We start from the raw sequence: 26,647 nt of genomic DNA, 5'->3' as shown, positions 1-26,647 counted from the left end.
ATTGCTTTTCCCTTCCCCGGTTTCCGCTACAATTCCTCCTGTTTTCACGCATCTTCGCTATCAAGGAATAACAATGAGGCAAGACAAGCCCGGCGTGTTACTGGTTAATCTCGGTACGCCAGACGCGCCCACTACAGCTGCTGTAAAGCGCTATTTGAAACAGTTTCTCAGCGATCCCCGCGTCGTGGATACGCCGCGCTGGCTCTGGTGGCCGATCCTCAATGGCGTCGTTCTGCCGTTTCGCTCGCCTCGCGTATCGAAGCTTTACGCCTCCGTCTGGATGGAGGGCGGTTCGCCGCTGATGGTTTACAGCAAACAGCAGCGCGAAGCGCTGGCGGCGCGCGTCGATATGCCGGTCGAGCTGGGCATGAGCTATGGCAACCCCAGCCTGCAGAGCGCGGTGGATAGCCTGATGGCGCAGGGCGTTACGCGCATGATCGTGCTGCCGCTCTATCCGCAGTTCTCCTGCTCGACCGTGGCGGCGGTCTGGGACGGTTTGTACAGCGCGTTTAAAACGGCGCGGACTATGCCGGATATCCACTTTATTCGCGACTATGCCGAGCATCCAGCCTATATCGCCGCGCTGAAAGCCTCGGTAGAGCGCTCGTTCGCGGCGCACGGCCAGCCAGATCTGCTGGTGCTCTCCTATCACGGCATTCCGCAGCGCTTCGCCAGAGAGGGCGACGACTATCCGCTGCGCTGCGCCGATACCACGGCGCTGCTGCAGCAGGCGCTGGGCCTGCGCGACGATCAAATTATGATGACCTTCCAGTCGCGCTTTGGCCGCGAACCCTGGCTGCAGCCCTACACTGACGAAACCATGCAGGGGCTGGCGAAGAAGGGCGTTAAGCATGTGCAGGTGATGAGCCCGGGCTTTGCCGCGGACTGTCTGGAGACACTGGAAGAGATCAGCGAACAGAACCGCGAATTCTTCATACACGGCGGCGGCGAGAAGTTCGAATATATTCCGGCGCTGAACGCGGATGCGGCCCACATTGACATGATGGTGCAGCTGGTCAACGCGCGTCGTTAAAGCCGCGGCGGAGAATGTGCTATCATCCTCCGCCTGTTTTTCTGACGGCACCCATCATGAAATTTCCCGGCAAACGTAAATCCAAACACTATTTTCCCGTTAGCGCTCGCGATCCCTTACTGCATGCCGCCTCGCAGGAGGTGGAAGAGGGGAGCTGGGTCGTGGGAATCGACCAGACGCTGGTCGATATCGAAGCCAAAGTCGATGACGCCTTCCTGGTGCGCTACGGCCTGAGCGCCGGACACTCGTTAGTTATCGCCGACGACGTTGCCGAGGCGCTCTATCACGAGCTGATGCGCGATAACCTGATTAGCCACCAGTTTGCCGGCGGCACTATTGGCAATACGCTGCACAACTATTCCGTACTGGCCGACGACCGGTCGGTGCTGCTTGGCGTAATGTGCAACAATATTCAGATTGGCGGCTACGCCTATCGCTATCTCTGCAACACCTCCAGCCGAATGGATCTTAACTATCTGCAGGGCGTCGACGGCGCCATTGGCCGCTGCTTTACGCTGATCGGCGAGCAGGGCGAACGCACCTTCGCCATCAGCCCAGGGCAGATGAATCAGCTACGCGCCGAGAGCATCCCTGAAGCGGTGATTGCCGGCGCGTCGGCGCTGGTGCTTACCTCCTATCTGGTGCGCTGTGCCGAAGGGGAGCCGATGCCGCAGGCCACGCTGCAGGCGATTGAATATGCGAAGCGCCACAACGTGCCGGTGGTGCTTACGCTGGGCACCAAATATGTTATTGGCGATAACCCGCAGTTCTGGCGCGATTTCCTGCGCGATCACGTCACTATTGTGGCGATGAACGAAGAGGAAGCGCTGGCGCTTACCGGCGAATCGGATCCGCTGCGCGCGGCCGATATGGCGCTGGAGTGGGTAGACCTGGTGCTCTGCACCGCCGGTCCGACCGGACTTTATATGGCGGGCTACACCGAAGATGAATTCAAGCGCAAAACCAATCATCCGCTGCTGCCGGGAGCGATCGCGGAATTCAACCAGTATGAGTTCAGCCGCGCCATGCGCCAGCAGGAGTGCGAGCAGCCGCTGCGTATCTTCTCGCATATCGCACCTTATATGGGCGGGCCAGAGAAGATCATGAACACCAACGGCGCGGGCGACGGCGCGCTGGCGGCGCTGCTGCATGACATCACGGCAAATAACTACCATCGGCAGAAGGTGCCCAATTCCAGCAAGCATGCGCGCGAGTACCTGACTTACTCGTCGCTGGCGCAGGTGTGCAAATATGCCAACCGCGTCAGCTATCAGGTGCTGAACCAGCATTCGCCGCGCCTGACGCGCGGCCTGCCGGAGCGTGAAGACAGCCTGGAAGAGTCCTACTGGGATCGCTAAGCCTCAGCTGAGGTCAAAAGGCGATGTCGTCCCGCGTCGGAGAAGGCGCGGGACGAGCCGACACAAAGCCGGGGCGGTCAGAGGGGGCATTCGCGTACGACAGGGCGCTCGGCGATGTCTGTTTCCAGCATATGCAACATACTGGAGGCGATTTCGCGCTCGCCCATCACGACGCGCGTCGCGCCGCGCGCCATGATGTACTCTACTTCGTCGTCATAGTGCGCACGCGCGATGATCTCAATATCGTTAAACTTTTCGCGCGCGGTGGTAACGATCTCGCCCGACTCATAGCCGTTAGGGATGGTCAGCAGCAGCCAGCGCGCGCAGTCGAGCCGCGCCAGCTCCATGGTTTCGGCGCGCACAGCATTGCCGAGCACCGCCCTGATGCCTTGCTCGCGCAGCGCCTCGACGCGAGCGCGGGAATTCTCCACCACGACGAAAGGCACATCCGCTTCCAGCAGTTTCTGGCCCAGCAGACTGCCGACCCGGCCATAGCCGACAATCACCGCATGGTGGCAAATATCCACCGGCATCTGCTTCTCCTCTTCAGTCACCTCTTGCTGCGCCTGTTCCTGACGGCTTTCGCTCTTCGCCAGAAAACGTTCCAGCAGGCTGAACAAGATAGGGTTCAGCATAATGGACAGGATCGCCGCTGCCAGCACCAGGTTGCGCCCCTCGCTGCTGAGTAAATTGAGTGAAATGCCGAGCCCGGCGAGAATAAAAGCGAACTCGCCGATCTGCGCCAGGCTGACGGAGATGGTCAGCGCGGTGCGGCGCGAATGGCCCAGCAGCGTCACCAGCAGCCAGGCGGCGAGGGACTTGCCCAGCACCACAATGACCAGCGCGCCCAGTACGGCCAGCGGCTGCTCAATCAGGATCCTCGGATCGAACAGCATCCCTACCGAGACGAAAAAGAGCACCGCGAAGGCGTCGCGCAGCGGCAGTGTGTCATGGGCGGCGCGATGGCTCAGCTCTGACTCATTCAGCACCATCCCGGCAAAGAAAGCACCGAGCGCGAAAGAGACATCGAAAAACTCTACCGCGCCAAAGGCGATGCCAAGCGCCAGCGCCAGCACCGCCAGGGTAAATAGCTCGCGCGAGCCGGTCGCGGCGCTTTTCGACAGGATCCAGGGCACTACGCGTCGGCCTACTACCATCATCAGCACCATAAAGGCGGCGACTTTGCCGATGGTCAGCAGCAGATCCCACGCCAGCAGCTGCGGGCTGGCATTGCCCTGTTCCAGCATGCCGGCAATGGCGGGCAGCAGCACCAGCGTCAGCACCATCACCAGATCTTCGACAATCAGCCAGCCGATGGCGATTTGCCCGCGCTGGCTGTCAATCAGCTGACGCTCCTCCAGCGCGCGCAGCAGCACCACGGTGCTGGCGGTGGAGAGACAAAGACCAAACACCAGACCCGTCATCAGCGACCAGCCCAGCCAGGCGGAAAGGCCCATTCCCAGCAGCGTAGCGACGGCGATTTGTGCCACGGCGCCGGGAATGGCGATGTTCTTTACCGCCATTAAATCCTTTAGCGAAAAGTGCAGACCAACGCCGAACATCAGCAGAATGACGCCCAGCTCCGCCAGTTCTGGCGCGAGGTTAGTATCGGCGACAAAACCGGGCGTAAACGGCCCGGACAGCACGCCCGCCAGCAGGTAGCCGACCAGCGGCGAAATGCGCAGCCGGTTTGCCAGCATGCCAAGGAGAAACGCCAGAACCAGTCCCCCGACGATAGTGGTGATCAGCGGTGTGGTGTGATGCATGCCTGTCTCCTTGTGTACAAATGTATCTGCCTGTAACAAAGAAGTTTAAGACAACCTGCACTCTTTCGCTGAAATAATTGCTAAATGATAAGTAGAAAGTCTGAAATTAAGAGGAAAGAGGAGCCGAACGGTTATTTTTGTCTGTTTTCGGCAATTTAAGCCGTAGTCAGGGAGATCCGCGCGCGGCGGTATAACCCTATTTTTCTGGAAAAGGGCGCACCGGTGAGCACTATCAAAAGGAAATCTCGCCAAAAGGCGGAGAAAAGTCGCCAGGCGCGGCTTTGCATCAGCTTTGTGGCGTAGGCTTTCTTTTGATTATCAGTGTTAAAACACGTTCAGGGCCAGCGGCAATGGCGTTTCGTCTTGAGTTAACCTGCGGAATATGCGACACAGTGGGGCAGCATACTGATACCACCCGGAACGGGCACTTCATACAATAAGGAGACGGGCTTTGCTGTTACCACGATGGGCTGCAACCGGCCTTGCGCTGCTGGCGCTGACGCCTGCGCTTTCTCAGGCCGCTGAGGCGGATCGCACTTACCGCTTTAGCATCCTTCATACAAATGATGAACACGGCCATTTCTGGTACAACGCGCAGGGCGAATATGGGCTGGCAGCGCAAAAGACGCTGATGGATACGCTGCGTTATGACGTACAGGCCAGGGGCGGCGGCGCGCTGATCCTCTCCGCAGGCGACGTTAATACCGGCGTGCCCGAGTCAGACGAGCTTAATGCCGAGCCCGATATTCGCGGCATGAACCTGATCGGCTATGACGCCATGGCGCTCGGCAATCACGAGTTCGATCATCCGCTTGAGGTGCTGCGCAAGCAGGAGAGCTGGGCGCGCTTTCCCTTTCTCGCTGCCAATCTTTATCAGAAAAGCACCGGCCAGCGTCTCTTTAAGCCCTGGGCGATTTTTAATCGCATGGGGCTAAAGATCGCCGTACTGGGCCTGGCTACGCCCGATACCGCTAAGCTGGCGAACCCTGCCTATTTGCGGGATGTCGAGTTTCGCGATCCCGTCAGCGAAACGGAAAAAGCAGTGGCGGAGCTGCGCGCCGGAGAGAAACCTGACGTTATCGTGGTGCTGAGCCATCTCGGCTATGACGATAACGGCGAACACGGCAGCAACGCGCCGGGCGACGTCACCCTGGCGCGCAGCCTGCCGCCCGGCACCGTGTCCATGATTGTCGGCGGTCACTCGCACGATACGGTGTGCATGGAGAAAGCCAACGTGCTGATCAAAGAGTATCAGCCGGGGGCCGCCTGTCAGCCGGACAAGCAGAACGGCATCTGGATTATGCAGGCCGGGAAGTGGGGCGAATATGTCGGACGCGGCGATTTTACCTGGCGCAATGGTGAAGTTGCGCTGGAATCCTACGCGCTGGTGCCGGTGAACCTGAAGCATCAGATTAAAAACGCCGACGGCAGCGAGACCTGGCTCACGTATCAGCAGGAGATCCCTAAGAATACCGCAATGATGAAGCTGCTGATGCCTTATCAGAAGCGGGCTGAGACGCGCCTGAACGTCAGCGTCGGCAGTACGGTAGGGCAGTTTAACGGCGAACGCGAGCAGGTGCGTTTTACCCAGACCAATCTTGGGCAGCTGATTTTACGCGCGCAAATGGCGAAGACCCAGGCAGATTTCGCCGTGATGAGCGGCGGCGGCATTCGCGCATCGCTCCCGGTTGGCAAACTAAGCTGGCGCGATCTGCTGCAGGTGCAGCCGTTCGGCAATCAGGTGGTGTCAGTGACGATGACCGGCGCCGAAGTGAAAAAATATCTCGATGTGGTGGCGAATATTAAGCCTGACGCGGGCGGCTTCGCTCAGTTCGCGCACGTCAGCCTGGTGGCGGACGGCAACACGGTGAGCGATGTGCGCATTAATGGACAGCCGCTGCAGGAGAATAAAACCTATCGCATGGCGACCAACAGTTTTAACGCCGCAGGCGGTGACGGCTATCCGCGTATCGATACCCATGCAGGCTATCAAAACCCCGGCAATATCGATGCTGAGGTGCTGCGCGACTACGTTAAAGCCCATTCGCCGCTGAAAGCCAGCGATTATGCGCCGACAGAATCTATCCATACGCTGACGGAGGCGGAGAAAAAGGCGCGCGACAAGCCGCACAAGCGCAGCTATCCGCAGATGTTTCTGGCGTGGCTCTGGCCCTGGGGACGTGAAACGGCGCATAACGCGCCGTGAAAACCTGGCGGGATGCTCACGCGAGCAGTATGGCCCGATCGAAAAGGCGCTCAAGACAGCGCTGATCGCGCGGATCCGCACCTCATCCCTGAGGTGCGTCCGTCACCGGGCTAGTATGCTGCGTCGTTCAAACACACCCTGGCGTTTTATCCCTACGCAGAGCGCTTTGCGCCTCGGCCCCTGTCATCGCTGCTTAACAGCGTAGCCGTCTGAAAAAACTATGCCTCGCAGGCGTTACGTTCGAACCAGCGCGGACGCAGCCGGTCCCATGCCCAGTTGTACGCCATGGTATAGGGCAGGAAAAACAGGAAAAACGCCACTTCCAGCAAAAACGCCTGCCACAGCGAGATGCCGAGCATCCACGCGGCGATCGGCAAGCCAATTAAAATAAACCCGCCTTCGAAAAGCAGCGCGTGCAAGGCGCGGATCAGCAGTCCGCGATGGATCTGGCCCGGCGGACATAGCCTGTCAAAAAGGGTGTTGTATATCATGTTCCATAGCATCGCGACGGTAGAGAGCATAAGCGCCAGCGCGCCCATCTGAAACAGCGGCTTATCCATCGCCCAGGCAGCCAGCGGCGAAACGGTCAGGATCGCCAGGGTTTCAAAACCCAGCGCATGTAAAAAACGTTCTTTAAGCGAACGGGTACGCATTATTCACCTCCATCAGACAGGCAGGCATTCTGGCAGCTCTTAGTGATAAGATAAAATGATGACCTATCGATAAAAGCGATGGATGAAAATGCGCTACTCCCCTGAATCTTTAGAAGCCTTTGTGCAGACCGTCAGCAGCGGGTCCTTTTCCGCCGCGGCGCGTGCGCTCGGCAAAAGCCAGTCAACCATCAGCATGGCGGTAGCCGGGCTGGAGGACGATCTCGGTTTCAAACTGTTCGATCGCAGCGGACGTCAGCCGATCCTGACCGATCAGGGCCGGGGCGCGCTGGCGCAGGTGCAGCAGATCCTCGCCGCCAGCGAGCGGCTGGATGCGCTGGCCATCAGGCTGGCGCAGGGCGTCGAGCCGCGTCTTAGTTTCGCCGTGTCAGATTTCTGGCAGACCGAACATCATGAGCAGCTGCTGAAGCAGTTCGACGCGCGTTTCCCGGAAATTGAGCTGGAGTGCATGATTGCGGAGGATGCCGACGTGCTGGATTTACTGCAGGCGGGACGCGTTCACCTGGGCGTGGTGCGCGCGCAGCCCGCTCTGCCGCCCGATATCGCCGTCGCGCGGCTGCAGGTGAATGCAGAAATGGCTATCTATATACATCGCGATCATCTGCTGGCGCAGCAGTCCGGCGTTACAGAAAGCGCGCTGGAGCAGGTACGCCAGCTGCGGCTTAATACCTGGATTGAACCGCAAGCTGTCGCGCCGCCGGGACGCGTCTGGTCGGCGCCGACCTATTTGCTGCTGCTGGAGATGGCAGAGCAGGGGTTCGGCTGGAGCATACTGCCGCGCTGGCTGGTCAGGCAGTTTGGTCATGGCCTTTTGCAGGAGCTGGCGCTGCCGGGCTGGCCGCAGCATATCGCGGTAGAGGCGATATGGTCGCGACGCAATCCGCCGGGACCAGCCGGACGCTGGATGATCGATCAGCTCTGCGCCCAGCCGCGCGGTTAATCGCGTCGTGCGATATCCGCCAGTGGGGCGTCGAGCAGGCGCGCCAGATCCTGCGCCGCCAGTTCGAGATCAAGACCGCGCTTGCCGCCGGAAACAAAAATAGTGGCGAAGTCGGCGGCGGAGCTATCGATAACCGTCGGCAGACGCTTTTTCTGCCCCAGCGGGCTGATGCCGCCCACCAGATAGCCGGTCACACGCTGTGCCAGCTGCGGATCGGCCATATCCGCTTTTTTCGCTCCCAGGGCTTTTGCGACCTTTTTCAGATCGAGCTGGCTGGCAACCGGTGTCACCGCGACTGCCAGCTGTTTCGCATCGCCGTTCAGCGCGACCAGCAGCGTTTTATAGACCTGCCGCGCATCCAGATTAAGTTTCTGCACCGCCTCGTCGCCAAAACTGGTTTCCTGACTGTCATGCTCATAGGGATGAAGCGTGAAAGGGACCTTTTGTTTTTCCAGAAGTTTTACAGCAGGCGTCATAAATTCATCCTTATAGGAAAAATCTCATTCCTAAATTAAATAAATTAATAGTGGCGAAAGTTTGTGCTTTGCGAGAGAATTGGTTTCGCGCCAGCTGAAAGGCTGAGCGATAACCAAAATGATAAACAAATTCCTCTTTGACAGGCCGGTAGCAATACCGGCCTTCTTTTTTTACCGCCGTAAAAGCCCAGGCAGATTTTCTTCGCCATAGAGATGCAGCGCGCCTACCGCCACGACATAATGCCCGGACGGCAACGCCCGTAATCGATCACGCCACTGTGCGTTGCGCTGCGCAATCAGCGTATCGTTGAGCGCCGAGCTAAACGTCGAGGGCAGTTCAATGCGCGGCTGGCGCGGCGGCGCGTCCAGCCACCAGCTCACCATCATCTGCAACAGGCGCGCATTGGTATGCCAGTGCGTCAGCGTATCTTTTAACAGCGCCATGCCGTCATCCGGCAGCGATTTCAGCAGCGCGATTTGCGTCTCTGCGCCCTCCAGCTCGATGACCGGTTTGTTCAGCGTTTTCGCCGCCTGCAGCAGCTGAAAATCGATGCCGTAATCGGGGCGTAACCCAAGCCGCTGCGCCTGCTGTGCCTGTAACATCAGCGCGATTTGCCAGGCGGGCAGGGTATCAAACATCGTCAGCGACAGATGAAGTTCGCCGCACAGCGCCTCAAGACGATGCTGATCCTCTGACGTCAGGCGAGCCTCAAGCGGCGCGCGCTGTTCGAGATCGTCAAACGGCGAGCCGCCCTGAGTAATGTCCGCCTCAACAATCAGCGCATCCGCCTTTTGTAACTGTCGCAGCAGTCGCGCGGGCAGCGGCTGCATATCGCGCGTGCCCATATGAATGCTGCCGACCAGGTGCAACAGGCGATCGTCCAGCCGAATATCCTGGGCGGGCCAGCGATAGCTGGCGGGAAAGAGTCGGCTTATCAGCCCCTGCACACTGCGCCAAATGCTGCCTGTCATTCCCTGTCCTTACTCAGTCAAAACGCCATGCTAGCGATTACTGCCGCTGAAAAACAGGGCAATAACGGCTATTGTCGCGGCGTCGGACGAAAGCGCAGCAGCCGGTTTGCGTTACTGACGACGGTAATCGAGGAGAGCGCCATCGCCGCGCCCGCGACGACCGGACTGAGCAGCGCGCCGGTCAGCGGATAGAGCACGCCCGCCGCCAGCGGAATGCCCAGGCTGTTATAGATAAACGCGCCCAGCAGGTTCTGGCGAATATTGCGCAGCGTCGCGCTGGAGAGCGCCAGCGCATCGGCAACGCTGTTGAGATCGGCGCGCATCAACGTGATGGGCGCGGTTTCTACCGCCACGTCGCTACCGCTGCCCATGGCGATACCGACATCCGCCTGCGCCAGCGCCGGCGCGTCGTTGATGCCGTCGCCAACCATAGCAACGCGACGGCCCTGCTGCTGCAGCTCGGCGATGGTCTGCGCTTTCGCTTCGGGCAGTACGCCAGCGATTACCTCGTCGATGCCCGCTTCCTGAGCGATAGCACGCGCCGTCTCTTCTCTGTCGCCGGTCAGCATCATCAGCCGGTAGCCCGCCTGATGCAGCCGCTGTAGCGCCGCTTTGCTCTCGGGACGCAGCTGGTCGCGCAGCGCAATCAGACCGACAAGCTCACCGTTCTGCGCCAGCAGCACCGGCGTTGCGCCCTGACGCGACAGCCGCTCGATATCCGGCTGTGCCTGTTGCAGAGCGATATGGTTATCCTGCATTAGCGCCGTGTTACCCAGCAGCAGCGTTCTGCCGTCGAGTATGCCGCTGACACCTTTGCCGCGTATTGTACGAAATTGCGCAATCTCAACATTGGCCGTCGCGTCGGTCGCCGCGACAATCGCCTGCGCCAGCGGATGGCTGGCGTTTTTCTCCAGCGCGGCCGCCGCCTGCAATACGGCATCACGCGACCAGCCGTTCCACGTCAGCACTTCGTCGAGCTGCGGCGTTCCTGCCGTCAGCGTACCGGTTTTATCAAACACCAGCGTATCGATACGGCTGGCGCGCTGCAGAGCGTCGGCGTCGCGCACCAGCACGCCCAGTTCAGCAGCGCGTCCGACGCCCGCGATAATCGACATCGGCGTCGCCAGGCCCAGCGCGCAGGGACAGGCGATAATCAGCACCGTGGTAGCGATCACCAGCGTATAGGCGATCTGCGGCTGCGGGCCGAAGAAATACCAGATCGCGGCGCTGATCAGGGCGATGGCTACCACCACCGGCACAAATACCGCCGAAATACGGTCGGCGAGGCGGCCCACGTCAGGCTTGCTGCTCTGCGCCTGGCGCACCAGATGAATAATACGCGACAGCGCGGTGTGCTGGCCGGTAGCGCGCGCCACAAAGCGCACCGCGCCATCCTGCACCAGCGTCCCGGCAAATACCTTGTCGCCTGCGCCTTTGCCCTGCGGCACCGCTTCGCCGGTCAGCATCGCCTCATCCAGCCAGGCTTCGCCCTCTTCAATTTCGCCATCTACCGGCACGCGATCGCCCGTGGTCAGGCGCAGCTTCATACCCGGCTGCACCGCGCTGAGCGGCACCAGCATTTCCCCCTGTTCGCTGACAAGGCGCGCCTGGGCGGGCGTCAAATCGAGCAGGCGCTCAAGCGCTTTAGAGGAGCGCTGGCGCGCGCGCTGCTCCAGCGCATGGCCGAGATTAATCAGGCCGATAATCATCACGCTGGCTTCAAAATAGAGATGGCGCGCCTGCATCGGGAAAAAGTCAGGCCAGAGCGCGACGCTGAAAGAGTAGATCCACGCGGCGGCGGTACCGAGCGCGACCAGCGTGTCCATCGTGGCGCTGCCGTTGCGCAGGCTGCGCCACGCGCTGCGATAGAAGTGACCGCCAGCGACCACCATGATCAACAGCGTCACGCTGCCGATAGCGAGCCAGAGGCTGCGGTTAGCGTCGCTGAGCATCATATTGTCGCCGATCATGCCCCAGATCATCAGGGGCGCGCCGAAAGCCAGCGCAAGCGCCGCCTGCCAGCTAAAACGGCGCATCGCGTGACGCGCGCTGCTTTGCTGTTTATCGCGTCGCTCCTGTTCATCCTGCACCACCTGAGCCTGGTAGCCCGCCGCGTCGACCGCCTCGACCAACTGCTGCGCAGAGGCATCGCCGATGACCAGCGCGCTGCGTTCGCCAAGGTTTACCCGCGCCTGGGTGACGCCGGGCACCTTCTCCAGCGCCTTCTCCACCCGGCTGACGCAGCTGGCGCAGCTCATGCCCTCGATCAGCAGGAACTGCGCGGTTTCACTCTCTTGTGCCGGTTGGGTTTCCGCCACCGTTGTCAGCGCCTCCGGCGGCGGCTCTGAAGCTGTCAACGGCTCAGGCTTTGGGTGGCTGTCGCCGCTCAGCGTGGCGTGATAGCCCGCTTCTTCCACGGTGGCGATCAGTGACGCGGCGTCGGCGCTGCCGAGCACCTGCGCTTCCTGCTGCGTGACGCTGGCCTGTTCGACATCGTCGCGCTGCTCGAGCGCTTCTTTAACACGTTTGACGCAGTGGCCGCAGGAAAGACCTTCCAGCGCCAGCGAGATAGTGTGAGACATAGTGGGCTCCTGTTGTGTCGCAGTTAACAATGCGAGCTTTTTATCACTCGTTATACAGGCTAAACCTTCCATCAAGGGGAAGGTCAAACTATTTTTACAGGCAATAGCCGCGATCGGTTTTTAAGGAGAGAGCAGAGTGAATATCAGCGATGTGGCGAAAAAAACCGGGTTAACCAGCAAAGCGATCCGTTTCTATGAAGAGAAGGGCGTGGTGACGCCGCCGCTGCGCAGCGACAATGGCTACCGTCGCTACAGCGCTCATCATCTTGAGGAGCTGAACCTGCTGCGTCAGGCGCGACAGGTGGGCTTTACGCTTGATGAATGCCGCGAGCTGGTCACGCTGTTCAACGATCCGGCGCGCCACAGCGCCGACGTCAAAGCGCGCACCCTGCAAAAAGCGGCGGAGATCGCCACGCATATTGAAGAGCTACAGGCGATGCGCATGCGGCTGCTGGCGCTGGCCGACGCCTGCCCAGGCGATGAGAGCGCGGAGTGTCCAATCATCAATAACCTGGCGGGATGCTGTGGCCATACGCCGGGCCAGAACGATTAGCGCGGCGTGATGTGCAGCGTAATGCCCTCTACGCCCGTAACGATAACCTGAGTGCCGGCAGGCAGATCCTGGTCGGCCTGCACGCGCCAGCTGCTGTCGCCCAGCTTTACATGGCCGATGCCGTTAATCAGCGGCGCATCCAGCGTCAGATGCGTGCCGATCAGCTGGTTGCCGCGCTGGTTAAGAGAGTTGGGCTGCTGATGGCGCTCGCGATGGCGCATCCAGCGATACCAGAGATAAACGCAGACTAAGGTCAGCAGCGCGAACAGCGTGCCCTGCGCCGTCCAGCTAAAGGGAGCCAGCCACTCTACAAGACCCACCAGCACCGCCGCGATGCCGCTCCACAGCAGATAGCCGCTGGTGCCGAGCATTTCCGCCGCCAGCAGCAGGCCGCCAAGCGTCAGCCAGAACCAGTGCGGGTGGGCGATGATTTCCAGTAGCATTAGCGTTTCGACTCAGGAGACGCGCCTTTCAGCAGCTCGCTGATGCCTGCCACCGATCCCAGCAGGCTGCTGGCGTCCAGCGGCATCATAACCACCTTGCTGTTGCTGGCTTCACCGATTTTCTGCAGCGCGTCGGTATATTTCTGCGCCACAAAATAGTTCACCGCCTGGATATCGCCCGCCGCGATAGCTTCGGACACCATTTTGGTGGCGCGCGCTTCGGCTTCGGCCTGGCGCTCGCGCGCCTCCGCCTGCAGGAACGCTGAGGTTCGCTCGCCTTCGGCTTTCAGAATGCGCGACTGCTTGTCGCCTTCGGCGCGCAGAATCGCCGCCTGACGCACGCCTTCCGCCGCAAGGATGTCGGCGCGTTTGGTACGCTCTGCCTTCATCTGCGCGTTCATGGCGGCAATCAGCTCCTGCGGCGGACGTACGTCGCGGATTTCAATACGGGTGATTTTCACGCCCCAGGGGTTGGTCGCTTCGTCGACGATATGCAGCAAACGCGTATTGATGTTATCGCGCTGCGACAGCATCTCATCCAGTTCCATGCCGCCGAGAACGGTACGGATATTAGTCATGGTGAGATTGATGATCGCCAGCTCAAGATTGCTGACTTCATAGGCCGCGCGCGCTGGATCAACCGCCTGAATAAAGCAGACGGCGTCAATAGTGACGTTGGCGTTATCTTTGGAGATGACTTCCTGCGAGGGGATATCCAGCACGCGTTCCATCATATTGATCTTGCGACCAATACGATCCATAAACGGCACCACCAGACTCAAACCGGGCTGCAGCGTGCGGGTGTAGCGCCCAAAGCGCTCAACGGTCCACTGATAGCCCTGCGGCACGATTTTTACGCCCGCCCAAACCGTTACAAGCGCCAGTACGATCAGCGCAGGAATCACTGTCAACATATAACCTCCCGGTTGTTAATTTACGGGCCGAGTCGCTTCGGCCCGGATACAGCGGTGCCGAATCAGTAGAGCAGCGAGTAGAGCTGACGGCGATAGCGGGCAGCGAGCGCGTCGCCAGTGCCCAGCGCCGCCAGGATCTCCTGCAGCATTTTACGCACCTGTCCGTCAGCCGCATTCAGATCGCGCTTCAGAAAACCGAGCAGCAGCTCCAGCGCCTCTTCGTTGCGTCCCACCTGATGCAGCTGTAACGAGAGCTTAGCAGCCAGTTCCGCATTGGTCGGGTCACTCTCCAGCTGCGACTGCAGCTGCTGGATTTCCGGCGTATCCGCTGCCTGCTTCAGCAGATCGATCTGCGCCATCAGGCTCTGATAGCGCGTATCCTGATCCTGCAACGGCACCTTCGCCAGCACCTCTTCAGCTTCGTCGCTGCGGTTCAGGCTAATCAGGACTTCCGCCAGCAGAAAACCGATTTCACTCGCCTGACGGCTAAGCTGCCAGGCCTCTTTCAGCAGCGGCAGCGCCTCCAGCGGCTTGCCTTCATTCATCAGCGCCAGCGCCTGCTGCGCTTTGAGTTCCTCTTCGCGCGGCAATACTTTCTCCAGCAGCGCGCGGATAGCTTCTTCCGGCTGCGGGCCCTGGAAGCCATCGACCGGCTGGCCGTTCTGGAACAGATAGACCGTCGGAATAGAGCGCAGGCCAAACTGCGAGGCCACCATTTGTTCTTTGTCGCAGTCGAGCTTCGCCAGAATAAACTGACCGGCGTACTCCTGCGCCAGGCGTTCCAGCAGGGGTGTCAGCTGCTGGCAATGTTGGCTGCGATCCGACCAGAAATAGAACAGCACCGGGATCTGCATGGAGTGTTCCAGCGTCTGGTGCAGGTTGGATTCGTTGACGTCGATAATCGAAGCTTGTGGTGACATGACTAAGTCTCTTGGCAGAAAGTGTATAAAGAATATGGGGCCGGACGCCCCCGCTTCAAGATGAATTCTCAGCGGCTGCTTAAAATGCGATCCAGCATCCAGCCTGGCAACAGCCGTTTCAGGATGCTCATCGCATGTGCGACCAGCGTCACCGGATAGCGCAGCCGCGGCCGCGGGCTTTCCAGCGCGTGGCGTAGCTTGGGCAGAATCGCTTCCGGCGGCAGGGTGAAGCGCGCGGCGATGCCGGGATTGCGCACCGGTTTGCCCGGCTCGCCCTGGGTCACGTTGTCGGTAAAGCGAGTCTGCACAGGGCCTGGCTCGATCAAACTGACGCGCACGCCGCTGCGGCGTACCTCAAGGCGCAGCGCGTCGCTCCAGGCCTCCAGCGCATATTTGCTGGCGGCGTAGGCACCACGGCCAGGAGTTGAGATGAGCCCCAGTACGGAGCTGGTGTTGACGATGCGGGCGTCACCGCTCGCCTCCAGCGCGGGCAGCAGCCGCATTGTCAGCTGATGGGTGCCGAAAAAGTTGGTGGAGAACTGCCGCTCCAGCTGCTGGCGCGACAGCGTGCGCAACGGCCCGTAAAGGCCGAAACCGCCGTTGTTGAACAGCGCAAACAGCCGATGGTCCGTCAGCGCCAGGATTTCATCAGCCGCGCGATCGATACTCTGTGCATCGTCGAGATCCAGCGCGACGGCGATAAAACCGAGCGCGCGCATCTGATTCACATCCTCCGGCTTGCGGCAGGCGGCGATCACGCGGTAGCCGCGCGCCTGCAGATCCTGCGCCGCGACGCGACCGATACCGCTGGAACAGCCGGTAATTACAACGGTTTTTTGCATATCTTTACCCATAAAAAGCGCGTCGCCGCAGATTACTCATGCTTAACTAAAGGGGCCAGTTCTTTCGCCATCAGCTCGGCGATAAAGGGCTGCGCATCGGGGTTCGGATGAATGCCGTCCTGCTGCATCCATTCAGGCTTCAGGTAGACCTGCTCCATAAAAAAGGGCACCAGAGGAATGTTGTACTGCTGTGCCAGTCTGGGATAGATCCCGCTGAACGCTTCCGTATAACGCCGCCCGTAGTTCGCGGGCAGACGAATTTGCATCAGCAGCGGCCTGGCGTTCGCCGCCTTCACGTCGTCGATGATTTTACGCAGATCCTGCTCGATAGCCTGCGATGGAAAGCCGCGCAGTCCATCATTACCGCCCAGTTCGATTAACACCCACTGCGGCTGATGCTGTTTTAATAACGCCGGTAAGCGCGCCAGACCCTGCGCGGCGGTGTCGCCGCTGATGCTGGCGTTGACTACGCTGGGCTGCTGCCAGCGGTTGTTCAGCAGGCTCGGCCAGGCCGCGCTGGCCGACATACGGTAGCCGGCGCTCAGGCTGTCGCCTAAAACCAGTAAGGTGTTCGCAGCGGCGAAATGCGATGCCAGCAGAAGCACGAAAAACAGGAAAGGATAATGCCAGCGGAAAACATTCTTGAAGTTCATCATCTTACAAAGTCCGTCGGTCAGGGTGAACACCAGTTGATCATCCTTACCGGAGTTGACTTCATTGTCAAACGGGCCGAGACCATCGCGCTGATCGGCGAGTCCGGCTCCGGCAAGTCGACGCTGCTGGGCATTCTGGCAGGTCTCGACGACGGCAGCAGCGGCGAGGTCAACCTGCTGGGGCAACCCTTGCATCAGCTGGATGAAGAGCAGCGCGCCGCGCTGCGGGCGACGCAGGTCGGTTTTGTCTTTCAGTCTTTTATGCTGGTGCCGACGCTCAATGCGCTGGAGAACGTGCAACTGCCCGCGCTGCTGCGCGGCGAGAGCGACCGCCAGAGCCGCGAGCAGGCGCGCGAACTGTTAACCCAGCTGGGGCTGGCCGAACGTCTGACGCACCTGCCTGCGCAGCTCTCCGGTGGCGAGCAGCAGCGCGTGGCGCTGGCGCGCGCCTTTAACGGCCGTCCCGGCCTGCTGTTCGCCGATGAGCCCACCGGCAATCTCGATCGTAAGACCGGCGATCGCATCGCCGATCTGCTTTTTTCGCTCAACCGCGACTACGCCACCACGCTGATTCTGGTGACGCATGACGAACAGCTGGCGGCGCGCTGCGATCGTCGTCTGCGGCTGCGCGACGGCAAAGTGTGGGAGGAGCGATGATCTGGCGCTGGTTCTGGCGCGAGTGGCGCTCGCCCTCGCTGCTGATCGTCTGGATGGCGCTGACCCTGGCGGTGGCCTGCGTGCTGGCGCTTGGCGCGATCGGCGATCGCATGGAGAAAGGGCTAAGCCAGCAGAGCCGTGACTTTATGGCGGGCGACCGCACGCTGCGCAGCAGTTCGCCTGTACCGGACGCCTGGCTGGCGAAGGCGCGGGAAGAGGGACTAACCGTCAGCGGGCAGCTCAGCTTTATGACCATGACGTTCGCCGGTGAGTCGCCGCAGCTGGCGGCGGTCAAAGCGGTGGATAATCGCTATCCGATGTTCGGGGATTTGCAGACCGATCCGCCAGGCCTGAAACCCGCGCCCGGCACGGCGCTGGCCGCGCCGCGTCTGATGGCGCTGCTCAACCTGAAGGTGGGCGACAGGCTGGATGTCGGCGACGCCAGCCTGCGCATCGCGGGCGAGGTGATTCAGGAGCCGGACGGCGGTTTTAACCCTTTCCAGATGGCGCCGCGCCTGCTAATTAATCTCGCCGACGCGCAAAAGACCGGCGCGATTCAGCCCGGCAGCCGCCTGACCTGGCGCTATAAGTTTGCCGGCGAACCCCGGCAGCTGGCGCGCTACGACAGTTGGATCCAGCCGCAGCTGAAAGCGGATCAGCGCTGGATCAGCGTTGAGAATTCCGAAGATGCGCTCGGCCGTTCGATGCAGCGCGCCCAGCAGTTTTTACTGCTCTCTGCTTTGCTGACGCTGATGCTGGCGATCGCCGCCGTCGCGGTGGCGATGAGCCATTACTGCCGCAGCCGTTACGATCTGGTGGCGGTGTTAAAAACGCTGGGCGCGACGCGCCGCGCGCTGCGGCGGCTGATCGTCGGGCAGTGGCTGGCGGTGCTGCTGCTGGCGACCGTGTGCGGCGGGGCGCTCGGCCTGGGCGTCGAGGCGCTGCTGATGCAGATGCTGAAGCCGGTGCTGCCTGCAGCCCTGCCGCCCGCCAGCGGCTGGCCGTGGCTCTGGGCGATCGGTTCCCTGTTTGTGATTTCGCTGCTGGTGGGCCTGCGTCCCTATCGACTGCTGCTGGCGACCCAGCCGCTGCGCGTGCTGCGACGCGACGCGGTCGCTGATATCTGGCCGCTGAAGCGCTATATCCCGGCGATGGGCGTGGTCGTGGTTGCGCTGCTGGCATTGCTGGTGGGCGGCAGCAAGATGCTGTGGGCGCTGCTGGCGGGCGTGGTGACGCTGGCAGCTGTGCTGGCGCTGCTGGGCTGGGGCGCGCTGTTGCTGCTGCGGCGGCTGGTGGTGCGCAGCCTGGCGCTGCGGCTGGCGATTAACCGGCTGCTGCGTCAGCCGGGCATGACGCTGAGCCAGCTGGCGGCGTTTTCGCTCTCTTTTATGCTGCTGGCGCTGCTGCTGGTGATGCGCGGCGATCTGCTGGACCGCTGGCAGCAACAGTTGCCGCCGGACAGTCCGAACTATTTTCTGCTCAATATCACGCAGGATCAGGTGCCTCAGGTGCGCGCTTTCCTCGCTTCGCATCAGGTGAAGCCGGAAACCTTCTATCCTGTTGCGCGGGTGCGCCTGACCAGCCTGAACGGCAAAGAGGCCGATCCGAAGCTGGATAACGCCCTGAACCGCGAGCTGAATCTGACGTGGATGAATGAGCGGCCTGAGCATAATCCGCTGGTGGCGGGCAGCTGGCCGCCGAAGCCGGGTGAAGTGTCGATGGAGAAGGAACTGGCGGACCGGCTGGGAGTGACTCTGGGCGATACGCTGACCTTCACTGGCGATACCCAGGCGTTCAGCGCGAAAATCACCAGCCTTCGCAAAGTCGACTGGGAGAGCCTGCGGCCTAACTTTTTCTTTATCTTCCCGCCCGGCGCGCTGGATGCGCAGCCGCAGACCTGGCTGACCAGCTTCAGGCTGGATAGCGATCCGGCTCTGCTGGCGCAGCTTAACCGGGCGTTTCCGACGCTGAGCCTGCTGGATATCGGCAGCATTATGCGGCAGATCGGCCAGGTGCTGACTCAGGTGAGCCAGGCGCTGGAGATAATGGTGGTGCTGGTAACATTCTGCGGCGTGCTGCTGCTGCTGGCGCAGATTCAGGTGGGGATGCGGCAGCGGCGTCAGGAGCTGGTGGTTTGTCGCACGCTGGGCGCCAGCAAGAAGCTGCTGCGCGCGACGCTGTGGTGCGAGTTCGCGCTGCTGGGTGTGGTGTCCGGCGTGGCGGCGGCGCTGGGCGCGGAGGCGGCGCTGTGGTCGCTGCAGCGTAAGATTTTTGATTTCCCGTGGCAGCCAGACTGGACGTTGTGGCTGGCGTTGCCGCTCAGCGGCGCGCTGCTGCTGTCGCTGTGCGGCGGCTGGCTGGGCGTGCGGCTGCTGCGCGGCAAGGCGCTGTTCCGACGCTTTGATTCAGCCTGACAGTTGCGCTGGCTGAGACAGGCCGCAGCTAGCGTAAAAACGTCTGGGACGTTTAGCACAGCGAGGCGTAGTGGCCCTTTTACATACGCACCTCAGGAATGAGGTGCGTATCGGCGTGGGCTGGCAGAGCTTTTTGTCTCTTGGCGAGCGGACGATATTGCCCACGCGGGCAGCCCACTCACAGCCTCAGCGGGGCAGGCCCACCGTCAGAACTTTTCCACCGCCCAGGCGATGCCGCTGGCGTACTCCGACGGCAGCATTGGCACCAGCGCCTGTAGCGCCGCCGTCAGCCGCGCGCTGTCGCTGTCGGTCAGGTTCAGATGGCCGACCTTGCGGCCCGGACGCACCTCTTTGTCATACCAGTGCAGATGCACCAGCGGCTGCTGTAGCCAGTCGCGGTTTAGCGCCGTACCGATGAGATTCACCATTACCGACGGCGCGAACACCACCGGCTGCGGCAGCGCCAGACCCAGTACGGCGCGCAGATGCAGCTCGAACTGGCTGATGGAGGCGCCGTTTTGCGTCCAGTGCCCGCTGTTGTGCACGCGCGGCGCCAGCTCGTTGATCAGCAGGCCTTCCGGCGTGACGAAGCACTCCATCGCCATCACGCCGACATAGTTCAGTTCATGCATAATTGCGCTGAGCATCGCTTCGGCCTGCGCCTGCTGCGTGGGGTCTGCCTGTGGGAAGGCGACGCTGGTGCGCAGAATGCCCTCCTGGTGCAGGTTGTGGGTCAACGGATAAAACACCGTACGGCCATCCTGACCGCGCGCGCCGACCAGCGACACCTCGCCTGAAAAATGGATGCCTTGCTCGACGATGCACTCGCCGTAGCATTCGTCCGGCAGCGCGTCGGTTTCATCTGCGCGCAAACGCCACTGACCACGTCCGTCATAGCCGCCGGTGCGGCGCTTGACGATAGCCAGCTCGCCCAGCGAGGCGAATACCTGCGGCCACTCGCTCTTCTCCGCCAGCAGCTGCCAGGGCGCGGTAGCGAGGTTAAGCTGGTCGAGCAGCTGTTTTTGCGTCAGACGATCCGCCAGACGCGGAAAAATATCGCGGTTCACAAAGGCGGGGTGGTCCGCCAGCTCGCGCGTCAGCGCAGTTTCCGGCCAGCGCTCGATTTCGGCGGTGATCACGCTCTGCGCAATCGGCAGCGCGTCAGGTTCGGCGTCAAGGCCGACCGGATAGACGGCGATGCCCAGCGGCTCGCCCGCCTGGCGCAGCATGCGGCCCAGCTGGCCGTTGCCCAGTACGCAAACTGGCTTCATGCGTCCTCCCGCGGGTCCGGGTTATTCAGTACCTCATCGGTCTGCGCCTGGCGCCATTCGCCGAGCCGCGCGGCCAGCGCCGCATCGTGAAGCGCCAGAATCTGCGCCGCCAGCAGACCGGCGTTAGCTGCGCCCGCTTTGCCGATGGCTAAGGTGCCGACCGGAATGCCGCGCGGCATCTGTACGATAGAGTAAAGGCTGTCGATGCCGCTCAGCGCCGCGCTCTGCACCGGCACGCCCAGCACCGGCACCAGCGTTTTCGCCGCCAGCATGCCCGGCAGATGCGCCGCGCCGCCCGCGCCCGCGATAATCACCTGAAAGCCGTTATCGGTGGCGGTTTCGGCGAAGCTGAACAGTTTGTCCGGCGTGCGGTGCGCGGAGACCACTTCAACGTGGAAGGGCACGTCCAGGCTGGTGAGGATTTCCGCAGCGAACTGCATAGTGGACCAGTCACTTCTGGAGCCCATTACAATAGCAATGCGGGCCGGGGCGGCGTTGGATGACATGCGGTCAACTCCTGTGAATAAACAAACGAACCTGGCCGGTCGGGCAGGTAAAGAAGGGCACAGAGAATAGCATGAGAAAGGCGCAAGGAAAACGGTTGCGTCGCCGCGATTCCGGCACGTTTAGCGGCGTTTTAAAAGTCGAATTCGATAAGGCGAATGCCGCTGGCGTCGAGCTGGATCATCGAGCCGCGCTCATGCCATGCGCCTAATACGGCACGTTCGGCAGGCGCGCCCTGTAAGGCGAAGCGGTGGATAGCCGGCCGATGGGTATGACCGTGGATCATAATGCTCACCTGCTGGCGCAGCATCGTCTCTTCAACCGCCCCCGCGTTGACGTCCATAATGGCGAGAGACTTATGCTGGTTCGCCTGTTTGCTGCCGTCGCGCATGCGTGCGGCGATGCGCTGGCGAATAAACAGGGGCAGGGCGAGAAAAAGGCGTTGCAGCCAGCGCTGATGCACTTTGGCGCGAAAACGCTGATAGCCTGCGTCGTCGGTACAGAGGGTATCGCCGTGTAGGATCAGCACGCGATGGCCGTAGCACTCCAGCACCTGTTCTTCCGGCAGAAGCGTCATGCCGCTGGCGCGGCCGTAAGCCTTGCCGAGCAGAAAGTCGCGGTTGCCATGGATAAAGTAAACCGGTACCGGCAGCGCGCGCAGCGCGTCGGCGACCTGCTGGTGCAGCGGGTCAGGATCGTCATCGCCAATCCAGGCTTCAAAGAGATCGCCAAGGATATAGAGCGCGTCGCAGCGCGGCGCTTCACGCGCCAGAAAACGCAGAAAACCGGCGGTGATCGCCGGTTCTTCCTGACACAGATGCAAATCTGCGATAAACAGGGTGCGCGACATTACTCGCTGACGGTTACTTTCTGGATGACAACGTCATCTTTCGGTACGTCCTGGTGCATGCCGCTACGGCCGGTAGAGACCGCTTTGATTTTATCGACTACGTCCATACCTTCTACGACTTCAGCGAACACGCAGTAACCCCAGCCCTGCAGGCTTTCGTCACGGAAGTTCAGGAAGTCGTTGTCGGCTACGTTGATAAAGAACTGCGCAGTAGCGGAGTGCGGAGCGGAAGTACGCGCCATCGCCAGGGTGCCGCGGGTGTTTTTCAGGCCGTTGTTCGCTTCGTTGCGAATTTCAGCTTTGGTCTCTTTCTGCTTCATGCCCGGCTCGAAGCCGCCGCCCTGGATCATAAAGCCATTGATAACACGGTGGAAAATGGTGTTGTCATAAAAACCTTCACGGCAGTATTCGAGGAAGTTTTTCACGGTAGCAGGCGCTTTATCGTCGAAGGTTTTAATTACGATGTCGCCGTGGTTGGTCTGGAAGGTAACCATCATTCTCGTCCTGTAAAGGTTGTCGTCAGTCGTCTGGCCGCCAAAAGCGCGCTGGCCATTTTAGTCGACGCTTCTTATATCATAAATTCCAATGGCGCGTCAGCACGCCCGCGGCGCTGTTGGCACGCTGCCGTCGCGCAAGCGCGAAAAATACGGCACAATAACTGAATAACCTGATAAAAGTGTTTACCGCACTCGTCTAAACGGAACTGTTCAATGCTAAAGATTTATAACACCCTGAGTCGACAAAAAGAGGAATTTAAACCTATCCATGCTGGCGAGATCGGCATGTACGTGTGCGGTATCACGGTGTACGACCTCTGTCATATTGGCCATGGGCGCACTTTCGTGGCCTTCGACGTGGTGTCCCGCTACCTGCGCTACAGCGGCTATCGACTGAACTACGTGCGCAACATCACCGATATCGATGACAAAATCATCAAGCGCGCCAATGAGAACGGCGAGAGCATCGAGACTCTGACCAACCGCATGATTGGCGAGATGCATAAAGATTTCGCCGCGCTTGGCATTCTGCCGCCGGATCTGGAGCCGCGCGCCACGCGCCATATTCCTGAGATTATCGAACTGGTAGAGCGTTTGATCGCACGCGGCCACGCCTATGTCGCTGACAACGGCGACGTGATGTTCGACGTGCCGAGCGATGACAGCTACGGCGTGCTGTCGCGTCAGGATCTGGAGCAGCTGCAGGCTGGCGCGCGCGTGGAAGTGGCCGAAGTGAAGCGCAACCCGATGGATTTCGTGCTGTGGAAAATGTCGAAAGCGGACGAGCCCGCCTGGCCTTCGCCATGGGGTAACGGCCGTCCGGGCTGGCATATTGAGTGCTCGGCGATGAACTGCAAACAGCTTGGCGCGCACTTCGATATTCACGGCGGCGGCTCGGATCTGATGTTCCCGCATCATGAGAATGAAATCGCGCAGTCTACCTGCGCCCACGACGGCCCTTACGTTAACTACTGGATGCACTCCGGTATGGTGATGGTGGATCGCGAAAAGATGTCGAAATCCCTCGGCAACTTTTTCACCGTACGCGACGTGCTGAAGCACTACGACGCCGAGACGGTACGCTACTTCCTGATGTCGGGCCACTACCGTAGCCAGCTCAACTATGGTGAAGAGAACCTGAACCAGGCGCGTGCGGCGCTGGAGCGTCTTTACACCGCGCTGCGCCACACCGACCGCAACGCTGCGGCGGCGGGCGGCGAAGCGTTTGACGCACGCTTCCGCGCAGCGATGGACGATGACTTCAATACGCCGGAAGCCTACTCTGTGCTGTTCGATATGGCGCGCGAGGTTAATCGCCTGAAAAGCGAAAACGCTGATGCGGCTAACGCCCTGGCGGCGAAGCTGCGCGAGATCGCCAACGTGCTGGGCATTCTGCAACAGGATCCTGAGCAGTTCCTGCAGAGCGGCGCGCAGAGCAACGCCGACGAAGTGGCTGAAATCGAGCACTGGGTGCAGGCGCGTGCCGACGCGCGTAAAGAGAAAAACTGGGCGCAGGCTGATATCGCGCGCGACAAGCTGAACGAGCTGGGCGTGATTGTGGAAGACGGGCCGCAAGGCTCTACCTGGCGTCGTAAGTAAAATCAAAAGGGCGCGCAGGCGCCCTTTTTTATGCCATAGCGGATAACCTCTTTAACTTATGCCTGTTGAAAAGATTGAAATTCGCGGTTTTCGCTCGGTGCGCCAGCTTACGCTGTCGCTACAGCAGCTTAACGTCATTAGCGGCCCAAACGGCTGCGGCAAATCGAACCTCTACAAGGCGGTCAGGCTACTGCACGACGCCGCCAGCGGACGGCTTGCGGCGGCGCTGGCGGAAGAGGGCGGCATTCAGAAAGTCATGTGGGCGGGCGGCCTGCGCCGCGGCGATCGCCGCCACGATCCTAAACGGCTGACGCTGGCGGCGCAGATGGACGATCTCGACTATCAGCTCGATATCGGTTTTCCGGAGCCGCTGGCGACCTCACTCTTTAACCTCGACCCGCTGGTTAAAGAGGAGCGCATCTGGCTGAGCGGCCAGCGGCGGCGCCCCGCCTCCTGCATTATGCAGCGGCAGAACCAGACGGCGTTTCTGCATAACGTTGAGGGGGAACGCGTGGCCTATCCGGCGACGCTGCATCCTGAAGAGTCGCTGTTCGGCCAGCTGGGCGAGCCGCACCGCTATCCTGAACTGTCGCAGCTGCGTGAACGGCTGCGACAGTGGCGCTTCTACCACGAGTTTGCCGTCTGGCCGGGATCGCCGATCCGCGTGCCGCAGACCGGTGTCCGCTCGCCGGTGCTGGCGCATGACGGCAGCAATCTTGCCGCCGCCTGGGCGACCATCGTTGAGCGCGGCCATCATGAACTGCTCTATGCGGTGACCGCGCAGGCGTTTCCCGACAGCGAGTTTCATGTTGATGTACAGAACGGCCGCTTTCAGATGCAGATGTCGCGGCGCGGCGTGTTGCGTCCGCTCGACAGCGTGGAGTTTTCAGATGGTACGCTGCGTTTTCTCTGTCTGGTGGTGGCGCTGCTCAGCCCAAGGCCGCCGCAGTTTATGGCGCTTAACGAGCCGGAGAACAGCCTGCATGAGGATTTGCTGCCGGCGCTGGCGCATCTGATTGCCGAAGCGAGCCAGTTTTGTCAGCTCTGGATCACCAGCCATTCGCCGCGTCTGGCGCACCTGATTGCGCAGCACGCGCCGGTGAATCATATTCGGCTGGAGCAGGTAGAGGGCGAAACGCGGATTGCGGAGGAGTAGTTAACCGTGGCGTCCCGCAGGACGCCACGGTTTATGCGGTAACGGTAATACGCTGTCCGGCGAACTCGACGGTTTGTCCGGCAACGATTTTGCAACGCTTGCGGGTTTCTACCGCGCCGTCAACGGTCACTTCGCCGTCGGCGATAACGATTTTCGCCTGCGCGCCGCTCTCTACCCAGCCTTCCAGCTTCAGCAGATCGCACAGGTCGACGTGTGGGTGTTTACCCAGTACAAAGCTCGCCATTATGCTTCCTCTTTATCGTGATAAGTTTCGCACGCGTGCAGCGTGTTTTCGATCAGCGTGGCGACGGTCATCGGCCCTACGCCGCCCGGCACCGGGGTGATATAAGAGGCGCGCTCAGAGGCTGTGTCGAAATCAACGTCGCCTACTACTTTGCCGCTTTCCAGTCGGTTAATGCCGACATCGATCACTACCGCGCCCGGCTTGATCCAGTCGCCCGGAATAAAGCCTGGTTTGCCGACCGCGACCACCAGCAGATCGGCGTGCTCGACGTGGTGACGCAGATCTTTGGTGAAACGATGCGTGACGGTGGTGGTACAGCCCGCCAGCAGCAGCTCCATGCTCATTGGACGGCCCACAATGTTGGATGCGCCGACTACCACAGCGTTCAGGCCGTAGGTGTCGATATTGTAGCGTTCCAGCAGCGTTACGATGCCGCGCGGCGTACACGGGCGCAGCGTAGGCGCGCGCTGGCAGAGACGGCCAACGTTGTAGGGATGGAAACCGTCGACATCTTTGTCCGGCGTAATACGTTCCAGCACCTTAACATTGTCGATGCCAGCCGGCAGCGGCAGCTGCACCAGAATGCCGTCAATCTCGTGATCATTATTGAGATCGTCAATCAGCTGCAGCAGCTCAGCTTCGCTGGTGGTTGCAGGCAGATCGTAAGAGCGAGACACGAAGCCGACCTCTTCGCAGGCGCGGCGTTTGCTGCCGACATAAATCTGCGAAGCGGGGTTTTCACCCACCAGAACGACCGCCAGACCCGGCGCGCGTTTACCGGCTGCCAGACGCTGCTTTACTTTTTCCGCAACCTCAAGACGCACCTGCTGCGCAATCGTTTTACCGTCAATAATTTTTGCTGCCATCAGAGAGGAAATCCACTGTGTTGTGTTAAATCGGGGGAAAGGCGCCTATTCTGTCAGAAGCGTGACGCGCTGTCAGGTTCTGAATCGTCGTCGGTTGTCTGATTCTTCGGCATACGCATCGCACGTACGGCCAAAAGCGTTGACTCGTTGAGGTCTCGCCGTATAATCCTCGCCATCCCCGTGCGCCCTTAGCTCAGCTGGATAGAGCACCGGCCTTCTAAGCCGTAGGTCACAGGTTCGAATCCTGTAGGGCGTGCCAT

At 60.7% G+C, this 26,647-nt stretch carries 25 protein-coding genes and 1 tRNA gene; 10 read left to right on the top strand and 16 right to left on the bottom strand.

Annotation, left to right across the window (positions count from 1 at the left end; genetic code table 11):
- The first annotated feature begins 73 nt into the window (after positions 1-73).
- Positions 74-1,033 carry a ferrochelatase gene (gene hemH / locus MHZ89_RS04920; protein ID WP_311782062.1) on the top strand — a complete coding sequence of 320 codons (960 nt, stop codon included), beginning with the start codon at positions 74-76 and terminating at the stop codon, positions 1,031-1,033.
- 56 nt (positions 1,034-1,089) lie between these two features.
- Positions 1,090-2,391: an inosine/guanosine kinase gene (locus MHZ89_RS04915; RefSeq protein WP_269949390.1), complete on the top strand. Its 1,302-nt coding sequence runs from the start codon at positions 1,090-1,092 to the stop codon at positions 2,389-2,391.
- 77 nt (positions 2,392-2,468) lie between these two features.
- On the opposite strand, the gene ybaL is transcribed toward MHZ89_RS04915, so the two are convergent.
- Entirely contained in the window at positions 2,469-4,157 is a 1,689-nt protein-coding gene (ybaL, locus tag MHZ89_RS04910; RefSeq protein WP_311782061.1) for a YbaL family putative K(+) efflux transporter, read from the bottom strand.
- 451 nt (positions 4,158-4,608) lie between these two features.
- Here ybaL and ushA point away from each other — a divergent pair, with 451 nt between their 5' ends.
- Positions 4,609-6,363, top strand: coding sequence for a bifunctional UDP-sugar hydrolase/5'-nucleotidase UshA (ushA, locus tag MHZ89_RS04905; protein WP_311782060.1), 1,755 nt, complete (start codon positions 4,609-4,611; stop codon positions 6,361-6,363).
- A gap of 218 nt (positions 6,364-6,581) precedes the next feature.
- On the opposite strand, the gene MHZ89_RS04900 is transcribed toward ushA, so the two are convergent.
- A complete protein-coding gene (locus MHZ89_RS04900) occupies positions 6,582-7,016 on the bottom strand; it encodes a multidrug/biocide efflux PACE transporter (protein ID WP_311782059.1) in 435 nt (144 codons plus the stop codon).
- An 88-nt stretch (positions 7,017-7,104) separates the two neighbouring features.
- Here MHZ89_RS04900 and MHZ89_RS04895 point away from each other — a divergent pair, with 88 nt between their 5' ends.
- Positions 7,105-7,974, top strand: coding sequence for a LysR family transcriptional regulator (locus tag MHZ89_RS04895; protein WP_311782058.1), 870 nt, complete (start codon positions 7,105-7,107; stop codon positions 7,972-7,974).
- Here MHZ89_RS04895 and ybaK read toward each other — a convergent pair.
- The 3 genes from ybaK to copA all read right to left on the bottom strand — a co-directional run bounded on the left by ybaK (position 7,971) and on the right by copA (position 12,004).
- Positions 7,971-8,450, bottom strand: coding sequence for a Cys-tRNA(Pro)/Cys-tRNA(Cys) deacylase YbaK (ybaK, locus tag MHZ89_RS04890; protein WP_311782057.1), 480 nt, complete (start codon positions 8,448-8,450; stop codon positions 7,971-7,973). The genes MHZ89_RS04895 and ybaK overlap by 4 nt on opposite strands.
- Positions 8,451-8,621: 171 nt before the next feature.
- On the bottom strand, positions 8,622-9,422 hold the full coding sequence (locus tag MHZ89_RS04885; RefSeq protein ID WP_311782056.1) for a TraB/GumN family protein: 801 nt from the start codon (positions 9,420-9,422) through the stop codon (positions 8,622-8,624).
- A gap of 68 nt (positions 9,423-9,490) precedes the next feature.
- Complete coding sequence (copA, locus tag MHZ89_RS04880) at positions 9,491-12,004, bottom strand: copper-exporting P-type ATPase CopA (protein WP_311782055.1); 2,514 nt, start codon at positions 12,002-12,004, stop codon at positions 9,491-9,493.
- 136 nt (positions 12,005-12,140) lie between these two features.
- Between copA and cueR the strand changes: the two genes are divergently transcribed.
- Positions 12,141-12,557 carry a Cu(I)-responsive transcriptional regulator gene (gene cueR, locus MHZ89_RS04875; protein WP_311782054.1) on the top strand — a complete coding sequence of 139 codons (417 nt, stop codon included), beginning with the start codon at positions 12,141-12,143 and terminating at the stop codon, positions 12,555-12,557.
- Here the strand turns inward: cueR and MHZ89_RS04870 are convergent.
- From MHZ89_RS04870 to tesA, 5 genes are all read right to left on the bottom strand, one after another.
- Positions 12,554-13,000, bottom strand: a complete 447-nt coding sequence (locus MHZ89_RS04870) for an NfeD family protein (protein WP_269949384.1) — start codon at positions 12,998-13,000, stop codon at positions 12,554-12,556. The genes cueR and MHZ89_RS04870 overlap by 4 nt on opposite strands.
- Complete coding sequence (locus tag MHZ89_RS04865; RefSeq protein WP_271152255.1) at positions 13,000-13,914, bottom strand: SPFH domain-containing protein; 915 nt, start codon at positions 13,912-13,914, stop codon at positions 13,000-13,002. The genes MHZ89_RS04870 and MHZ89_RS04865 overlap by 1 nt, the downstream gene beginning before the upstream one ends.
- Before the next feature lie 62 nt (positions 13,915-13,976).
- A complete protein-coding gene (locus MHZ89_RS04860; protein ID WP_311782053.1) occupies positions 13,977-14,834 on the bottom strand; it encodes a co-chaperone YbbN in 858 nt (285 codons plus the stop codon).
- Positions 14,835-14,902: 68 nt separating this feature from the next.
- Positions 14,903-15,676: an SDR family oxidoreductase gene (locus MHZ89_RS04855; protein ID WP_311782052.1), complete on the bottom strand. Its 774-nt coding sequence runs from the start codon at positions 15,674-15,676 to the stop codon at positions 14,903-14,905.
- Positions 15,677-15,708: 32 nt separating this feature from the next.
- Positions 15,709-16,332, bottom strand: coding sequence for a multifunctional acyl-CoA thioesterase I/protease I/lysophospholipase L1 (gene tesA, locus MHZ89_RS04850; protein ID WP_311782051.1), 624 nt, complete (start codon positions 16,330-16,332; stop codon positions 15,709-15,711).
- On the opposite strand from tesA, the gene ybbA reads away from it, so the two are divergent.
- Both ybbA and ybbP read left to right on the top strand, forming a co-directional pair.
- On the top strand, positions 16,300-16,986 hold the full coding sequence (ybbA, locus tag MHZ89_RS04845; RefSeq protein WP_120451339.1) for a putative ABC transporter ATP-binding protein YbbA: 687 nt from the start codon (positions 16,300-16,302) through the stop codon (positions 16,984-16,986). The genes tesA and ybbA overlap by 33 nt on opposite strands.
- Positions 16,983-19,400: a putative ABC transporter permease subunit YbbP gene (gene ybbP, locus MHZ89_RS04840; protein ID WP_311782050.1), complete on the top strand. Its 2,418-nt coding sequence runs from the start codon at positions 16,983-16,985 to the stop codon at positions 19,398-19,400. Before ybbA ends, ybbP begins: the two co-directional genes overlap by 4 nt.
- Before the next feature lie 206 nt (positions 19,401-19,606).
- Here the strand turns inward: ybbP and purK are convergent, their stop codons facing one another.
- From purK to ppiB, 4 genes are all read right to left on the bottom strand, one after another.
- Positions 19,607-20,671 (bottom strand): 5-(carboxyamino)imidazole ribonucleotide synthase, encoded by a 1,065-nt coding sequence (gene purK / locus MHZ89_RS04835; protein WP_311782049.1) that lies wholly within the window; start codon positions 20,669-20,671, stop codon positions 19,607-19,609.
- On the bottom strand, positions 20,668-21,177 hold the full coding sequence (gene purE, locus MHZ89_RS04830) for a 5-(carboxyamino)imidazole ribonucleotide mutase (RefSeq protein ID WP_311782048.1): 510 nt from the start codon (positions 21,175-21,177) through the stop codon (positions 20,668-20,670). Before purE ends, purK begins: the two co-directional genes overlap by 4 nt.
- A 131-nt stretch (positions 21,178-21,308) precedes the next feature.
- Positions 21,309-22,025, bottom strand: coding sequence for a UDP-2,3-diacylglucosamine diphosphatase (lpxH, locus tag MHZ89_RS04825; protein ID WP_311782047.1), 717 nt, complete (start codon positions 22,023-22,025; stop codon positions 21,309-21,311).
- The gene (gene ppiB, locus MHZ89_RS04820) at positions 22,025-22,519 is read right to left on the bottom strand and encodes a peptidylprolyl isomerase B (RefSeq protein WP_311782263.1); all 495 of its coding nucleotides are present in this window, start codon (positions 22,517-22,519) and stop codon (positions 22,025-22,027) included. Before ppiB ends, lpxH begins: the two co-directional genes overlap by 1 nt.
- A 216-nt stretch (positions 22,520-22,735) precedes the next feature.
- On the opposite strand from ppiB, the gene cysS reads away from it, so the two are divergent.
- Positions 22,736-24,121, top strand: coding sequence for a cysteine--tRNA ligase (cysS, locus tag MHZ89_RS04815; protein ID WP_311782046.1), 1,386 nt, complete (start codon positions 22,736-22,738; stop codon positions 24,119-24,121).
- Positions 24,122-24,179: 58 nt separating this feature from the next.
- Complete coding sequence (locus tag MHZ89_RS04810; RefSeq protein ID WP_311782045.1) at positions 24,180-25,277, top strand: AAA family ATPase; 1,098 nt, start codon at positions 24,180-24,182, stop codon at positions 25,275-25,277.
- A gap of 31 nt (positions 25,278-25,308) precedes the next feature.
- Here MHZ89_RS04810 and ybcJ read toward each other — a convergent pair whose 3' ends face one another.
- Both ybcJ and folD read right to left on the bottom strand, forming a co-directional pair.
- A complete protein-coding gene (gene ybcJ, locus MHZ89_RS04805) occupies positions 25,309-25,521 on the bottom strand; it encodes a ribosome-associated protein YbcJ (RefSeq protein WP_311782044.1) in 213 nt (70 codons plus the stop codon).
- Positions 25,521-26,387 (bottom strand): bifunctional methylenetetrahydrofolate dehydrogenase/methenyltetrahydrofolate cyclohydrolase FolD, encoded by an 867-nt coding sequence (gene folD / locus MHZ89_RS04800; protein WP_311782043.1) that lies wholly within the window; start codon positions 26,385-26,387, stop codon positions 25,521-25,523. The genes ybcJ and folD overlap by 1 nt, the downstream gene beginning before the upstream one ends.
- Positions 26,388-26,569: 182 nt before the next feature.
- Between folD and MHZ89_RS04795 the strand changes: the two genes are divergently transcribed.
- A tRNA-Arg gene (locus MHZ89_RS04795) sits at positions 26,570-26,646 on the top strand.
- Position 26,647: the final 1 nt, after the last annotated feature.

This window comes from Pantoea sp. ACRSB (assembly GCF_022346905.1).
GTDB classification, from domain to species: domain Bacteria; phylum Pseudomonadota; class Gammaproteobacteria; order Enterobacterales; family Enterobacteriaceae; genus Pantoea; species Pantoea piersonii.
This window is presented reverse-complemented; position numbering and strand designations above follow the sequence as displayed.